Origin of the sequence: Streptomyces sp. NBC_00259, assembly GCF_036181745.1 — a bacterium.
GTDB lineage: Bacteria > Actinomycetota > Actinomycetes > Streptomycetales > Streptomycetaceae > Streptomyces > Streptomyces pratisoli.
This window is the reverse complement of the sequence record NZ_CP108080.1, coordinates 8,102,648-8,118,261: the sequence shown is the minus strand read 5'-3', so window position 1 is coordinate 8,118,261 and position 15,614 is coordinate 8,102,648. Positions and strand designations below refer to the sequence as shown.

9 protein-coding genes and 4 pseudogenes are annotated in these 15,614 nt (G+C 69.5%); 8 read left to right on the top strand and 5 right to left on the bottom strand.

The genetic code is table 11. The features are described from left to right. Positions 1–28: 28 nt before the first annotated feature. Positions 29–1,215: pseudogene (locus OG766_RS36400) on the bottom strand (dihydrolipoyl dehydrogenase family protein); the annotation flags it as partial. A 195-nt stretch (positions 1,216–1,410) separates the two neighbouring features. Here OG766_RS36400 and OG766_RS36395 point away from each other — a divergent pair. Both OG766_RS36395 and OG766_RS36390 read left to right on the top strand, forming a co-directional pair. Further along, a complete protein-coding gene (locus tag OG766_RS36395; RefSeq protein ID WP_328727376.1) occupies positions 1,411–2,199 on the top strand; it encodes an SDR family NAD(P)-dependent oxidoreductase in 789 nt (262 codons plus the stop codon). Between the two features lie 863 nt (positions 2,200–3,062). Then, positions 3,063–5,840 carry an AAA family ATPase gene (locus OG766_RS36390; RefSeq protein WP_328727375.1) on the top strand — a complete coding sequence of 926 codons (2,778 nt, stop codon included), beginning with the start codon at positions 3,063–3,065 and terminating at the stop codon, positions 5,838–5,840. A gap of 492 nt (positions 5,841–6,332) precedes the next feature. Here OG766_RS36390 and OG766_RS36385 read toward each other — a convergent pair whose 3' ends face one another. Then, positions 6,333–6,971 carry an isochorismatase family protein gene (locus tag OG766_RS36385; protein WP_328727374.1) on the bottom strand — a complete coding sequence of 213 codons (639 nt, stop codon included), beginning with the start codon at positions 6,969–6,971 and terminating at the stop codon, positions 6,333–6,335. 497 nt (positions 6,972–7,468) lie between these two features. Between OG766_RS36385 and OG766_RS36380 the strand changes: the two genes are divergently transcribed. Both OG766_RS36380 and OG766_RS36375 read left to right on the top strand, forming a co-directional pair. Next, positions 7,469–8,113, top strand: a complete 645-nt coding sequence (locus tag OG766_RS36380) for a hypothetical protein (RefSeq protein WP_328727373.1) — start codon at positions 7,469–7,471, stop codon at positions 8,111–8,113. A gap of 205 nt (positions 8,114–8,318) precedes the next feature. After that, a pseudogene (locus OG766_RS36375) lies at positions 8,319–8,417 on the top strand (twin-arginine translocase TatA/TatE family subunit); the annotation flags it as partial. Positions 8,418–8,498: 81 nt separating this feature from the next. Here the strand turns inward: OG766_RS36375 and OG766_RS36370 are convergent. Then, positions 8,499–9,287, bottom strand: coding sequence for an SDR family NAD(P)-dependent oxidoreductase (locus tag OG766_RS36370; protein WP_328727372.1), 789 nt, complete (start codon positions 9,285–9,287; stop codon positions 8,499–8,501). 258 nt (positions 9,288–9,545) lie between these two features. Between OG766_RS36370 and OG766_RS36365 the strand changes: the two genes are divergently transcribed. Beyond that, a complete protein-coding gene (locus OG766_RS36365; protein WP_328727371.1) occupies positions 9,546–10,466 on the top strand; it encodes a LysR family transcriptional regulator in 921 nt (306 codons plus the stop codon). 80 nt (positions 10,467–10,546) lie between these two features. On the opposite strand, the gene OG766_RS36360 is transcribed toward OG766_RS36365, so the two are convergent. Together OG766_RS36360 and OG766_RS36355 are read right to left on the bottom strand one after the other, a co-directional pair. Further along, on the bottom strand, positions 10,547–11,986 hold the full coding sequence (locus OG766_RS36360; RefSeq protein WP_328727370.1) for a dihydrolipoyl dehydrogenase family protein: 1,440 nt from the start codon (positions 11,984–11,986) through the stop codon (positions 10,547–10,549). 472 nt (positions 11,987–12,458) lie between these two features. After that, a pseudogene (locus OG766_RS36355) lies at positions 12,459–12,619 on the bottom strand (IS6 family transposase); the annotation flags it as partial. Between the two features lie 354 nt (positions 12,620–12,973). Between OG766_RS36355 and OG766_RS36350 the strand changes: the two are divergent. From OG766_RS36350 to OG766_RS36340, 3 genes and pseudogenes are all read left to right on the top strand, one after another. Beyond that, complete coding sequence (locus tag OG766_RS36350) at positions 12,974–13,447, top strand: VOC family protein (RefSeq protein ID WP_328727582.1); 474 nt, start codon at positions 12,974–12,976, stop codon at positions 13,445–13,447. 565 nt (positions 13,448–14,012) lie between these two features. After that, a pseudogene (locus OG766_RS36840) lies at positions 14,013–14,165 on the top strand (IS30 family transposase); the annotation flags it as partial. 616 nt (positions 14,166–14,781) lie between these two features. Next, positions 14,782–15,570, top strand: a complete 789-nt coding sequence (locus OG766_RS36340; RefSeq protein WP_328727368.1) for an SDR family NAD(P)-dependent oxidoreductase — start codon at positions 14,782–14,784, stop codon at positions 15,568–15,570. Positions 15,571–15,614 lie beyond the last annotated feature (44 nt).

Sequence of the window (15,614 nt, the reverse complement as noted above, 5' to 3'; positions counted from 1 at the left end):
ACCAGCCACCGCGCCAGTCCCTGACCCACTATGTGCGATAGGTCGCCAGCAGCCGCAGCCAGACCTCGCTGACCGTCGGGAAGGCGGGCACGGCGTGCCAGAGCCTGTCGATCGGCACCTCGCCGACGACCGCGATGGTGGCCGAGTGCAGCAGTTCTCCCACGCGGGGCCGACGAAGGTGACCCCGGCCACGGTGCCGCGGTCGGTCTCGATGAGCATACGGGCCTTGCCGCGGTAGCCCTCGGCGTACTGGGCCGCACCCGCCACCCGTCCGATGTCGTAGTCCACCACTTCTACCCGGCGCCCGGTCCGCTGTGCCTCGCGGGTCGTCAGACCGACGGAGGCGACTTCTGGGTCGGTGAAGACGACCTGAGGGACCGCGGCGCTGTCGGCAGTCGCGGCGTGCGCGCCCCACCGGGCGTCGTCGACCGGCTCGCCCTTGGCGCGGGCCCCGATGGCGGCGCCGGCGATCCGGGCCTGGTACTTGCCCTGGTGGGTGAGGAGGGCACGATGGTTGACGTCGCCGACCGCGTAGAGCTAGCCGCCGTCGACGCCGGTCACCTGGAAGGTGTCGTCCACCGTCAGCCAGTCACCCGGGGTGACGCCGACCGTCTCCAGACCGACGTCCGCCGTGCGCGGAGCCCGCCCGATGGCGAACAGGATCTCGTCACACGTCACTTCCCCACCGTTCGCAAGCTCGATACGCACCTCGCCGCCCGCTCGCGCCACCGACGTCACCTTCGTCTCGAACCGCACGTCAACGCCCGCCTCGCGCAGGCTCTGCGCGACCATCTCCCCCGCGAAGGGTTCCATCCGCTGCAGCAGCCCGTCCTCGCGGACCAGCAGGGTCACCTGGGAGCCGAGGGCCTGCCAGGCGGTGGCCATTTCGACGGCCACCACACCCCCGCCGACGATGGCCAGCCGGCCGGGCCCCTCGTAGGCGCTGGTCGCCTCCCGGCTGGTCCAGGGATGCACCCCGTCCAGTCCTGGCAGGTCCGGTAGTACGGCGCTGGTGCCGGTGCACATGGCGACGGCGTGCCGGGCGGACAGTCGGATCGTCTCGCCGTCGGGGGTCTGCACGGCAACCTGTTTGGGTCCGTCGAGGCGTCCGTGACCGCGTATCAGGTCGACGCCGACCTGCTTCAGCCACTCGACCTGGTCCTCGTCGTGCCAGTTCCCGGAAAGTCTGTCGCGGTGCGCCAGGACGGCGGCGACGTGTCACGGCGCTCACGGGGGCCGGGGAGGCCCCCCGGCCGCGCCCCGGGCACGGCGTCGAGCGGCGGGCCATAAATACCCGTTATATCCGCATTACTCGTGATCCCCTACCGGAGCCGTGCGGAGCCGTCTACGGTGCCTTCCGGCACTACTTGCGATTCACAAGTACTGAACGCGCATCAAGGAGCACACGTCATGCCCAACAGCACCCCCGACTTCACCGGGCAGAAGGTCGTCGTGATCGGCGGTACCAGCGGTATGGGGCTGGCCGTCGCTCGCCGTGTCCTCGACGGTGGCGGCAGCGCCGTCGTCACCGGCCGGTCCGAGACCAGCGCTTCCCAGGCGGTGGCCGCCCTGGCCGGGTCCGGGAACGCTGTCGGTCTGGCCGCCGACCTGTTCGACCATGCTGCCGTGGACCGCCTGCGCGACATTCTGACCGAGCAGCACGCCGACGCCACCCTGCTCGTCAACGCCGCCGGCATCTTCGAGCCGAAGTCCTTCCTGGAGCACACCCAGGAGGACTACGACCGCTACCAGGCCATCACCCGGGCCTTCTACTTCGTCACCCAGACCGTCGCCGGCAACATCATCGCCCGCGGCAACAAGGGCGCCATCGTCAACATCGGCGGCATGCTGGCTCACCAGGCCATGGCCGCCACCCCCTCGTCGGCCTACTCCGTGGCCAAGGCCGGCCTGCACTCCCTCACCCAGCACCTGGCCATGGAACTCGCCCCCTACGGCATCCGGGTCAACACCGTGGCCCCCGCCGTGGTGCGGACCCCCATCTACGAGGCGTTCATCCCCAAGGGCGAGATCGACTCCGCCCTCGACGCGTTCAACACCTTCCACCCCCTCGGCCGCATCGGAACCCCCGACGACGTCGCTCCCACCGTCGCCTTCCTCCTGTCCGACCAGACCGACTGGGTCACCGGCGCCACCTGGGACGTCGACGGCGGCGTCAGGGCCGGACGCAACCAGTACTGACCGGCCGCCACCCCCTCTTCCTCAGACACCCAGCCGACCCGCGGGACGCCACTGCGTCCCGCCCCACCACGGCCGACAGCACAGGAGCGCACCGTGTCCTACCACGAGCACACCGACCACCAGCCGTGAAGTTCTTCGACCAGGCCACCTGACCGCGCTTCGGTCTCCCTGGAGCGAGGTTCGTGAGCGCGTCTGGAGGCCGGCTGGGACTTCGTCGCCGGATGCGGGCGGGCAGGTCGCCGTGGTGCCGGGTCGGGGGCTGGCGAAGGGTCGGAAGCCCGCGCGAAGGTCTTGTGCAAAGAGATGCGGCTGTCCGCAATGCGGTACCTGGTCTGATGTACCTGTCCGAGGCACCGGCCCGTCAGCTGTGCATGGGCGATCTCGCCGTTCGCCTGCGAGATGTCGCTCAGCGGCATGACCCGTATCGTGCACCGGCCGGCGAGCCAGGGGTTCATCAATCGGGTGCAGTGCGACCAGCCCCGGCCCAGGGGTGGCAGACCCGCTGCTCCGGTGGCCGGTCGGACGCTGGGCGTTCCGTCGCAGCACGCACTGGCGCCGCCCCTTTTCCGAAGAACGCGGTGCCAGTGCGGCCTCGTCAAAGCTGCATCAGTGCAGTTGCGCCGCCCGTCAGTGCACCCACGACCAGGCAGCAACGCCGTCACCGCCGGCCGGACCGCCTACACGAAGGCGATCACACCTGGGTATTTGCTTGCCGGAGCAAGCATCTTGATTGCCTCTGCGGCAGTCCCCGAATGCCCTGCCGGGCGACGGAATGGCCGTGCTCGTCCACGACCGTCCGACCTCCACTTCATGAGCAGCGAAGAACCCACCCTGGGCCGAACAACGGAAGCGAGGCGAGAGCGATGAGTGGGAGCGAACCGTGGAGCCGACGGTCGCAGATCGTCGGCCGCATCCAGGACGTGCAGTGGGTGTGCGAGTTCTTCGAGGACGAGTCCAGCCGGGGCCGCGGCTTGCACGTGGTCGGCGAGGCCGGCGTCGGCAAGACCACACTGCTCGACGCGGTCACCGAGGTGGTGAGGGCGTCCGGCACTCGGGTACTGCGTGCTGACGGCGTCGAGTTCGAGGCGGACATCTCGTTCGCCGGGCTGCATCAGATCCTGATGCCGGTGCTGGACGACGTCGAGCACCTACCGCCCGAGTACCGCCAAGCGCTCCTGGTCGCACTCGGCTTCGGCACCGGTCCTGCTCCGGACCAGCTCCTCCTGGTCAATGCCACCCTGGCCCTGCTGCGGCAGACAGCGGCCGAGGCTCCGCTCCTCCTGATCGTCGACGACCTGCCGTGGCTGGACCGGGCCAGCGCCGTGGTCCTCAAACTCGTCGCCCGCCGTCTGTCCGACAGCCAGATCGGCTTCCTGGCAGCCTCCCGGACCGGCGGGGAGAACATGTTCGACCGCAGCGGCCTGTACGAGATCGACCTGGCGCCGCTCGACGACGACTCGGCGCACCTGCTGCTCGCGGCCCGCCACCCGGGGCTGGCCGCCCGGGTCCGGGCACGGGTGGTCGCCGAGGCTCGCGGCAATCCGCTGGCCCTGATGGAACTGCCGGAAGAACTCACCGGACCACAGCAGACCGCGCAGGAAGAACTGCCGGCGGTGCTGCCGCTGAGCGAACGCCTGCGTGCCCTGTTCGTCACACGCGTCACCGTCCTCACCGAGGCCGCACGCCGGCTGCTGTTGCTGGCCGCGCTGGACAGCACCGGCGATCTCGGAGTCCTGCACCACGCCGCCGGGCAGGACACCGCCATCCTGACGGACCTCGCCACCGCCGAGCGTGAGCGCCTGGTCCGGATGGACACCGCCGCCCGGCGCCTGACGTTCCGTCACCCGCTGATCCGCTCGGCGGTCGTGGCGGCCTCCACCCTGGCCGAGCGCCGTGCCGCGCACCTGGCGCTGGCCGAGGCACTCGCCGACCGGCCGGAGCGCCAGGCCTGGCACCTGGCCGAGGCGGCGATCAAGCCGGACGAACAGGTGGCCCAGCTACTCCAGGACGCCGGGCACTCGGCGCTGCGGCGCGGTGACGCAGCCGGCGCGGTCACCGCGCTGACCCGGGCCGCCGATCTGAGTCCTTCGGGCGGCGACCGCAGCCGGCGGCTGGCCGAGGCGGCCTACCTCAGCGCGGAGGCGACCGGCGACATCGCGGGCGCGTCGGAACTGCTGCGGCGGGCGCAGCACGCCGATCCCGTCGGAGGCGCCGCCCTGTACGCGGCAGCCGCCGCGGTGTACGTCCTCGTCAACACCGAAGCCGACCTCGGCACCGCGCACCAGCTGCTGGTCGGCGCGATCGAAGCGGCCGGACCGGTTTACGACGTCGGTGACCGGGCTCTTGTCGAAGCACTGCACACCTTGCAGTTGCTCTGTTGGTGGAGCGGTCGCGAGGAGCTGTGGGCGCCGTTCGTCGAGACGGTGGGCCGGCTGAAACCGGCCCCGCCGCCGGTGCTGGCACTGGCCGCACGGACGTTCCCCGACCCGGCGCGCACTGGCGTCGCGGCCCTGCCCCGCCTCGACGAGGTCCGTGAGGTGCTGCGTCGAACACCTGATCCGGCGGTGCTGGTCCGCGGCGCGATCGCGACGGCCTATCTCGACCGGGTCGGCGAACTGCGCGACCGGCTCTGGGAGTTGGTCCGTCTGGGCCGTGACGGCAGCGGACAGGTCCGCCGGCATCTCGGGGCTCTGACGCACCTGTGCATGGAGGACTTCCTGACCGGCGAATGGGAGGAGGCACAGGAACTGGCCGACGAGGGAGCGGCGTTGTGCGACGCCGGCTATCCCTTCTTCGCCTGGTATTTCCAGTACAACCAGGTGCTGCTGCACGGGGCACGAGGGGAAACGGAAGCGGGGGACGCCCTGGCCGAACGGATGGTGCGCTGGGGGACGCGCCGCGGCGTCGGCACTGCCGCGGCCTTCGCCCACCAGGCACGGACCCTGGTCTGCCTCGGCGGCGGCGACTACGAGGCCGCCTACCGCCACGCGACCGCGCTCACCCCGGCCGGGAGTGTGGCCCCGTACGTGGCGCATGCGCTGTGGGGCGCCTACGACCTGGTCGAGGCGGCCGTGCGCACCGGCCGCGACACAAAGGCCGCCGCGCACGTCCGGGCCCTGCGCGAGCTGGGGATCACCCGGCTGTCCGACCGGTACGCGATGCTCGTCTCGGGCGCAGCCGGCCTGTGCGCTCCGGACGAGGAGGCGGTCGCGCACTTCGAGCACGCGCTGTCGGTGCCGGGCGCGGACCGCTGGGTCTTCGAGTCGGCGCGGATCCGTCTGGCCCTCGGTGAGCGGCTGCGGCGTACCGGCGCCAAGGGTCCGGCCCGCGAGCCGCTGATGGCTGCCTTGGACGCCTTCTCCCGGCTGGGGGCCGCACCGTGGGCGGAGCGGGCCCGCAAGGAGCTGCGCGCGGCCGGTCAGGCGACCCGGCCCCAGACCACACCGTCCCTGCTGACGCCGCAGGAGCTGGAGATCGCGCACCTGGCGGCGTCCGGCCTGAGCAACAAGCAGATCGGGGAGCGGCTCCACCTCTCGCACCGGACCGTCGGCGCTCACCTGTACAAGATGTATCCGAAACTCGGGATCACCACGCGGGCGGCGCTGCGCGACGCGCTGACCGCGCTGGACGGCGGGGCCTGAGCCGGCACGTTGGGTACGTCCGGTCTGTGTGCCTCAGGTCCTGCCGGGCTCACCGACGTCGCCGAAGTCCCTTGTCCGGGCCCGGTTCCGGGGCAAGGAGCACGGCGATCCGGCCTGTGTGGGAGACGGCATCGCTGACGCGCGGGCTGCCCCCTCCTGAGGAGCGCGGGACAGGTCACCCGTGCCAGGGCGGCACGCGTGCAGGAACGAACTGGGCCGACCCAGCTCCCGCGGGGTGTTCGAGTCGCTGGACGACCGCGTGCCGGCGTGCGGTCGGCTTCTGCGGGAAGGCCGCGAGGCCGGCATCGGCCCGGTGCTCGATGCCGGGGACGTGCACCACGGTGTCCGGGTGCCTCGCCGCGCGCCGCGGGGACGGTACGGGTCCGGAGGGTCCCGGTCCTGACATCCGTCCCCACGGCGTCAACAGGGCGTCGAGTCCGCCGTCACGGCATCAACGCCGAGCGGCCAGCAGGGCGGGTGACCGCCCTGCCGTCACACCAGCCCCTTGAACTCCACGAACTTCGGGTGCCGCTTGAGTGCCGCCCACTCCTCCTTGTAGGGCACCCACAGTTCGCGGGCGACGTCGGAAAGGGGCGACTTCCAGTCCCGGAAAAACTCGGCCATCATGGCGGTCGTCGTCATCGGCACAGCGCCCGCCTGGACGAGCCTGAGCATCGCGGTGTCGTGAATCTCCTTGGTCGCGTCACCCACCGCGTCAGCGACGATCGCGACCTCGTAGCCATCGGCCATCGCGTCGACCGCCGGGTAGGCCAGACACACCGACGTGACGAGGCCCCCCATCACCAGCTTCTTGCGGCCGGTCGCCTTGACCGCGTCCACGAAGCCGGCATCCTCCCAGGCATTCATCTGGGATCGGTCGATCTCCTCGACATCCGCCAGCTCCGCCCGGAGCGTCGAGATGGTGGGCGTGTTGACGCCCATCTCGACGCCGACCGTGCTGAGTACCACCGGGATACCGATGGCCTTTGCGAACTTTGCCAGGTAGCGGGTGTTGAGCTCGATGACCCTTCGGTCCTGCTCGAAGATCAGATCGAGCACACCGTCCTGATAGTCGATGAGCACCAGCGCGCACTCCGACGCGTCCCATATGGGCGTGTTCTTCTCAGCCATCTCTTTCCCTTTCACATGGCCAGCTCTCGACAACGAGTCTCGCTGCGGCGACGTGTGTGCCATATCCGTCGCGCGACTGTCGTTCGACACACGAGTTCGGCACAGTCATTCGACGGCGGTGACGAGCGAAGGCCACATCGCGGGAATCCGGGCCGGCCATGAAAGGCCGGACCACCTCGGCTTGTGCTGAGCGGAGAGAGGGATGGCCGGCGTTGTCAGGTTGTTGAGGAGGTGGCTGGTGTCGGTCTAAAACTGCCGATCATCGGGGGAGCGGGAGCTGCCGTCGATCCCCGACGGTGCCGACGGCGACCGCTGGATCTACGCCGAGCCGAACCTGACCTCGGAGCGGCCCAACTTCAAGCAGGCCGCGCGGCAGATGGCGTTCCTGGACACCGCGACCGGCGTGCTGGTGTGGCAGGGCGACACGGTCACCGTGGACCTGGGGCGCGCGAGTGTCGCGGAGATCCTGAACGCCGTGCGCGACGGTCCCGGCGGATGTGGAGCGGATCTACATCACGGCCGGCGACCCGTGGCACCGGAACGCGGCACACCACCAGTGGCTGAAGGATGCGGTCGCTGAGTGGCTGAACGGTCCGCTGGAGGGTTGGCAGGTGGAGTCCTCGCGTGGCAAGGACCGCCAGGCCGGTCACCCGGTCCACCCACGTAACCCGGTGGGCCGCTGGCAGCGCGGGCGGGACCATCACACCGAGATCCGGTCCGTGGGTGAGTGGTTCGACCCGGCCGGCGCAGACCCGGCCACCGTCCGCGCCGCCTTCGTCGAACTATGGAAGGCGCTGCGCCGACACTGGGACGACGTGGTGCTGATTGGCTCGCCGTCGCAGACCGGGCGGGACCTGTGGTCGCGGACCATCCCCGCCAAGGCCGGCGCGAAGTGGGCCGACGGATTCCCGGTGGTGAGCCAGGAGATCCGCGGCATGCTGCACGCCACCGCCGGGCAGGGCCGCACCGAGCTGATCACCCCGCCGCGGGTGCCCGGCTGGTACGAGGTTGACCGGACCTTCGCCTACGCCAAGCACACCTGGTCCTCCGGTGTCGGCGTGCCGCGGCGGGTGAGTGCGGCCGCGTTCGCCGCGATGAGCGAGAAGGAGCAGGCCGACGCGCTGTTCTCCCAGTCGCACTGACAGGTGCGGGTGACGATCCCGAAGGACTGGAACCAGTCGGGCTGCACTCGGCCGCCCCGATCACGGCCACTGCGTCTTCGCGGACTACTTCTCGTTCAGGCAGGAGAACAGCGGTCCGTGCCTTCGTGCGACAGCGACTCTGCCGTACGGCGCCGCCCCCTCCCCCTTCCCGCACCACGCGACGACGGAGCGATCGTTGCTCCTGATGCGAAAGGCAACCTGCCTCTTCGGCAACCTCGGAGCACCTGAGATCCTGCTCATCCTCGTCGTTGCCATCCTGATCTTCGGCGCCAAGCGCGTTCCGGCGTACTGGTGGTCGGTGTGCTCGTGGTAGGCCACGATGCGCTCCTGTGCTGTGGACTTGGGGGCGGGGGGTGGGGGGTGGTCAGTATGTGTTGCGTCCGGCCCTGACGCCGCCGTCGATGTCCCAGGTGGCGCCGGTGACCCAGTCGGTCTGGTCGGACAGGAGGAAGGCGACGGTGGGAGCGACGTCGTCGGGGGTTCCGATGCGGCCGAGGGGGTGGAAGGTGTTGAACGCGTCGAGGGCGGAGTCGATCTCGCCCTTGGGGATGAACGCCTCGTAGATGGGGGTCCGCACCACGGCGGGGGCCACGGTGTTGACCCGGATGCCGTAGGGGGCGAGTTCCATGGCCAGGTGCTGGGTGAGGGAGTGCAGGCCGGCCTTGGCCACGGAGTACGCCGAGGACGGGGTGGCGGCCATGGCCTGGTGAGCCAGCATGCCGCCGATGTTGACGATGGCGCCCTTGTTGCCGCGGGCGATGATGTTGCCGGCGACGGTCTGGGTGACGAAGTAGAAGGCCCGGGTGATGGCCTGGTAGCGGTCGTAGTCCTCCTGGGTGTGCTCCAGGAAGGACTTCGGCTCGAAGATGCCGGCGGCGTTGACGAGCAGGGTGGCGTCGGCGTGCTCCTCGGTCAGGGTGGCGCGCAGACCGTCCACGGCAGCATGGTCGAACAGGTCGGCGGCCAGACCGACAGCGTTCCCGGACCCGGCCAGGGCGGCCACCGCCTGGGAAGCGCTGGTCTCGGACCGGCCGGTGACGACGGCGCTGCCGCCACCGTCGAGGACACGGCGAGCGACGGCCAGCCCCATACCGCTGGTACCGCCGATCACGACGACCTTCCGCCCGGTGAAATCGAGGGTGTTACTGGGCATGACGTGTGCTCCTTGATGCGCGTTCTGCGCGCGGTTATAGGGATGCGTGGAACTCCATATACCGGACATTGCCAGGTCGGGCTGAGTGCCTCATGAACCTCAGGGGGCTGGCTCGGGGCGACGGCCCGGGGCCTTGCGTCCGACCGGTTCCCGAATGTCCGGGGAACGCCTCAGACTGTAGGGCGCTCCATACCGCTCCGGTAGAGGATCGGGGCGAATATAGACATAACGGGTGGCTATGGCGAGGAGGAGAGAGTCGTGAACATCGAGGCGCTGCGATACGCCCAGACAGTCTCCCGGACGAAGTCTTTCAGTGCCGCCGCACGGGCTTACGGGGTGACGCAACCGGCCCTGTCGAGCGGCGTCGCGCGGCTGGAGGAGGAGCTCGGCGTGAAGCTCTTCGACCGCTCACCGCGCGGGGTGAGGCCCACCGAGCACGGCGCACGGATCCTGCCCCTGATCGACCACGTCCTCAATTCCCTCGACACGCTTGCCGCCGAGGCCCAGCGGCTGGCCAGTCCGGTCACCGAAACGATCCGCATGGGTGTGTCACCCCTGATCGGGGCAGACCTCGTCGCCCGGGCGTTCCGGGCCGCCCGCACCCTGAAGCGTCCACGCGACCTTGTCCTGCGGGAGGCGGACCTCGACCCCCTGCGCGCCGACCTGGAGGCGGGCCGGCTGGACATCGTGCTCGTCCCCGCCGTGCCCGGCATGCCTACCCTGCGGCACCGCGTCATCGCCCGTGAACCGGTGGTCGTGATCGACCCCGACGCCTCCGGGGACGACAGCCCGGTCGAACTCAAGGCCGTAGCGGACGCCGCCTACATCCTCGGGCCCCCCACCTGCGGACTGACCACCTACACCACCCAACTCTTCCACGGCCACGACCTGGCGCTGCGTACCTACCCTGGCGAAGCCGCCAGCTTCCGGGCAGTGGACGAATGGGCAGCGATGGGCCTGGGCGCAGCACTCCTGCCTCGCTCCAAGATCACACACGAGCACACGAGCTGCCGCCCCCTCCTCCAGGCGGGCACACCCGTCGAGATCGCCTACGAGGCCGTCTGGGACTGCGACACACCCCTCGGAGCCGACCTGGAGGAAATGGTCACGGCACTCACCGTGACCGAAGAGGCCCCACCGGTCGGGAGCGACACGGCATCCCGAGGGGCGGGAGATTAGCCAGGTCCGGCCGCCGGACTCGCGTGCATACGGGATGGACGACAGAAGGAAACGATCTGGCCGTGCTGCGAACCGCTTGCCTACCCGCGATAGGTTTCCATCAGCCGTAGCCAGACTTCGCTGATCGTGGGGAAGGCGGGGACGGCGTGCCAGAGTCGTTCGACCGGCGCCTCGGTGGTGACCGCGATGGTTGCCGAGTGCAGCAGTTCTGCGACGCCGGGGCCGACGAAGGTGACCCCGGCCACGGTGCCGCGGTCCAGGTCCACCAGCATGCGAGCCTTGCCGCGGTACCCCTTCGCGTACTGGAACGCGCCGGCGACGCCGCCGATGTCGTAGTCCACCACCTTGACCCGGCGCCCGGTGCGCTCCGCTTCCCGCGTGGTCAGGCCGACGGCGGCGACCTCGGGGTCGGTGAAGATCACTTGCGGTACCGCTTCGTTGTCGGCGGTCGCCACGTGTGCGCCCCACTTGCTGTCGTCCACCGGTTCACCGTGAGCGCGGGCTCCGATCGCGGCGCCCGCGATCCGAGCCTGATACTTGCCCTGGTGCGTCAGCAGGGCGCGGTGGTTGACATCACCGACGGCGTAGAGCCATCCGTCCGTGACCGCGCTGACCCGGCAGGTGTCGTCGACGGTCAGCCAGTCGCCGGGAGCGAGACCGATGGTCTCCAGGCCGATGCCGACGGTGCGCGGGGCCCTGCCGGTCGCGAACAGAATCTCGTCGGCGGTCAGTTGCCCGCCGTCCGCCAGGGTGACGCGTACCTCTCCGTCGGCTCCTCCCTCTCGTGTCACGGACGTGACGGAAGCTCCGAAGCGCAGGTCGACGCCTGCCTCGCGCAAGGCGTCGGCGACCATCTCCCCGGCGAACGGTTCCATGCGGGGAATCAGCCCGCTGCCTCGGACCAGCATGGTCACCTGGGCGCCGAGCGCACGCCAGGCGGTGGCCATTTCGACGGCCACCACTCCGCCGCCGACCACGGCGAGACGACCGGGCACCCGGTCGGCGCTGGTCACCTCACGGTTGGTCCAGGGACGCACGTCGTCCAGACCGGGGAGGTCCGGCATCGCCGGGCCGGTGCCGGTGCAGACAGCGACCGCGTGCCGGGCACTGAGCCGCACGGTCTCGCCGTCGGGAGTGCTCACCACGACCTGGCGGGGACCGTCGAGGCGGCCGTGGCCGCGTACGAGATCGACGGAGACCGACTCCAGCCACTCGACCTGATCGTCGTCCTGCCAGTGCTGGACGATGTCGTCGCGGTGCGCGAGGACGGCCTCCACGTCCAGGGGTCTGTCCACCGCCCGCCTCAGTCCCGGCACGCGGAGAGCGTCGGCGCGTGACAGCACCGGCCGCAGCAGCGCCTTGCTGGGCTCGCACGCCCAGTACGAACACTCGCCGCCGAGCAGCTCGCTCTCCACGATGACCGTACTGAGTCCCGCGGCACGGGTCCGGTCGGCCACGTTCTCGCCCACGGGGCCCGCGCCGATGACGACGACGTCGTAGGTGCGGTGGGTGTCATTCACAGCTGTTTCCTGTGTCCTTCTCGGGTTTCGCGGGCTTGGATTCTCAGGGGAGGGTGCGCGCGGTTGTCCAGGCCCACCTCCCCGCGACCCGCGGTGCTCGGCCGTTCCGGCCGGCCTGGGTGACGAAGGCTGTCAGCCCCGCCGGGAGCTGCGGCTTCACCGGATAACTGCAGTTCGATCGGGCAGATGGCCTGAGACGCCCAGCCGTTGCCGTCCGGTCGCTGAAGGTGACCGCATGGCGAACTCCGCGCGGGTGGTTTCGATGTCGGAGACCATTCACCTCCATAGATTCGGGCTCCGCAACCCGATCTGTCCCAGTTGAGCAAGTGCCGGCATGGCACTTGATTCGCCACCCGTCAAATAGGCGACGGTGATGTCTGCGCCGATTTGCCACGCCCAAAGAGAGCCGAAGGTGGCGAAGGTATTACCGCCACTGACCTCCCCGTTTCGCTTCAGGTGGCCGAGCTGGGCTGACCTCGTCCAAGTGCCACGTGTCGCCGGCCTCGGGTCGGCGCCGCCGCAGCTCGCGGGCCCAGGCCGGGCCGAACTTCGCGCACCACTGCCGGATCGTCTCGTACGAGACGATCACCCGCGGGCGAGCATCAGCTCCTCGACCTCGCAGAAGACCTGAGGATCGTCCCAGGTACTCGGCTCATCAACCAAGTTGACAGTGACCACGGGGCGTTACCCGCTACACCACGCCTCAGGACGCAACCCGCCTCGGTATAGCAGCCCGAGCAATGCCCGGCGAGAACGGAAGAACGGGGCCGTTCCTTCAGAATGCGCACCAGCCACGCTGGAGGCACGCTGGAAGGGCGCGTTCAGGGCGCCTTCTGAAGCCTCCTCACCAGTGGGGATGCCTGATCTGTGGCGCGTCGACGGGGGACGCCATCGCCATCTCTTTGACAGGTGACGAATCGAGTGCCCCCTCCACCTGCTCAGCTGATAACGCACGCGGAGCCCGAATCCATGAAGGTGAGTGAAGAGATGGATCTCAAGCTCGAAGTCATCGTGCTGCCCGTCTCCGACGTCGATCGGGCCAAGAGTTTCTACGAGGCGGTGGGATTCCGCCTGGACGTCGACAACACGTTCAGTGACGACTACCGGTTGGTGCACTTCACGCCGCCCGGCTCCGGGTGCTCGATCATCTTCGGCAAGGGAATGATCTCCGCCGACCCCGGCACGACCCAGGGCCTGTACCTCATCGTCTCGGACGTCGAGCAGGCCCGCGCGGAGCTCGTCGGCCGCGGCATCAAGGTGAGCGAGGTGTTCCACGACGCCGGAGGGCTTCTCCACCACGGCCACGAGGCCGGAGACGCCGTCCACCGCGACGCAGGCCAGGAGCGGATTCCCGGCCCACACCCCGACCGCACCTCTTATGCCTCCTACGCCACCTTCAGCGACCCGGACGGCAACGGCTGGGTACTTCAGGAGATCACGGAACGCCAGCCTGGCCGGTGACACTACGCCAGGCACTCAAGGAGTATGTTTCGACGATCCAGCGGTCGGCCGGTGCAGTGGAGGGCTCTTCCTCAGCTTCGTTGGGGGCCCTCCACCACGCAAGTCATTCGCTCGCATGTTCAACTGTAGGGGTGGGGTAATCACAGCAAGTCCCGTCAGTATGGCAAGGCTTTAAGAAAGGCCGGTCGCCATGAACTGCTTTGACTGCGCTACTAACGCGCTTCGACCGGTACAGGCTGTCGCTGTAGCCGCTTGCGCCCGGTGCGGGGCCGGGATGTGCCGCACGCATCTGCATGTCACCAGCGATCCCCCTCCCGGCGCGCCCGGCTCCTCCGCCCCGGCGCCCGAAGCCAGACGACTGACGTGCGACGTCTGCTACGCAGCGGAGCGTGCGGCCGCCGGTCTTGCCTGAGCGGTACTCCGCCCGGGTCACTCACCGTCCGCAACGCGGGCTGCGCAACCGACTGACGATTACCCACCGCACGTGAACGGACCCCTGACCAGCTAACTTGAGTTCTAGCAGTCGTCGCGCCACCCCAGTTCGAGGAGTGCGAGGGACTTCGAGATCCGGGACCGTTCGGTCAACCGGGGACGCCGTTCCTGGACCGAAGAACGCCGCGTCTACCTTCAGCTCATGCAGCTGGGCATGAGCAACGCGGAGGCGTGCCGGATCGTCGGGATCAACACCCGGACGGGGAAGCGGTGGCGCAACGGCCGCGCCCCGTAAGGCTCCTCCCGCTGGGCACCGTCCCTTTGCCGCCCAGGCCCGTGCCGATGCCCGCTGGCCCCGCCCGACCGCCGGTCACGACGCCGGCCACCGCCACGCCGTGTCCGCCGGGTGCCGCGGCACGGCAGCAGATCCGTGCAGCCATTACCTCTGCTCATCGCTCGCCGCTCGGCGCCGCGCCGGGCGCGGCCGGGGGACCTCCCCAGCCCCCGTGAGCGCGGTGACGAATTGCTCCAGGTCGGCTCCGAGGGGCGTGTCGCTTCGTCCGGGAGACGGCCTGGGCATAGCGCAACGCCTCAATGTTCACGACTCTCTCCTCCCGAGCTATAGCCACCCGTTATACCCGCATTACTCGTGATCCCCTACCGGAGCTACGCGGACTGATCTACGGTCTAGGGCGTTCCCGGATCCCGGCCGCATCGTTCCAGGTCGAAATAAATCAGTCATTCCTTGCGATAGACACATAACAACTAACTGGGCCTTCCATGCGCCGCACCGTGAGAGGTGTGACGCAACGCCACGGCTTCCCGCCCACGTGCGTCATCGCGCCGGGCAGCGTCCCGTGCCCGCCCGCCAACTCGTGAAGAACCCAACTCAGGAGAGCACTGTGCTCAGCAACACCCTCGATTTCACCGGGCAGAAGGTCGTCGTGATCGGCGGTACCAGCGGTATGGGGCTGGCCGTCGCTCGCCGTGTCCTCGACGGTGGCGGCAGCGCCGTCGTCACCGGCCGGTCCGAGACCAGCGCTTCCCAAGCGGTGGCCGACCTGACCGGATCCGGACACGCCGTCGGTCTGGCCGCCGACCTCTTCGACCATGCTGCCGTGGACCGCCTGCGCGACATTCTGACCGAGCAGCACGCCGACGCCACCCTGCTCGTCAACGCCGCCGGCATCTTCGAGCCGAAGTCCTTCCTGGAGCACACCCAGGAGGACTACGACCGCTACCAGGCCATCACCCGGGCCTTCTACTTCGTCACCCAGACCGTCGCCGGCAACATCATCGCCCGCGGCAACAAGGGCGCCATCGTCAACATCGGCGGCATGCTGGCTCACCAGGCCATGGCCGCCACCCCCTCGTCGGCCTACTCCGTGGCCAAGGCCGGCCTGCACTCCCTCACCCAGCACCTGGCCATGGAACTCGCCCCCTACGGCATCCGGGTCAACACCGTGGCCCCCGCCGTGGTGCGGACCCCCATCTACGAGGCGTTCATCCCCAAGGGCGAGATCGACTCCGCCCTCGACGCGTTCAACACCTTCCACCCCCTCGGCCGCATCGGAACCCCCGACGACGTCGCTCCCACCGTCGCCTTCCTCCTGTCCGACCAGACCGACTGGGTCACCGGCGCCACCTGGGACGTCGACGGCGGCGTCAGGGCCGGGCGCAACCAGTACTGACCGGCCGCCACCCCCTCTTCCTCAGACACCCAGCCGGCCCGCGG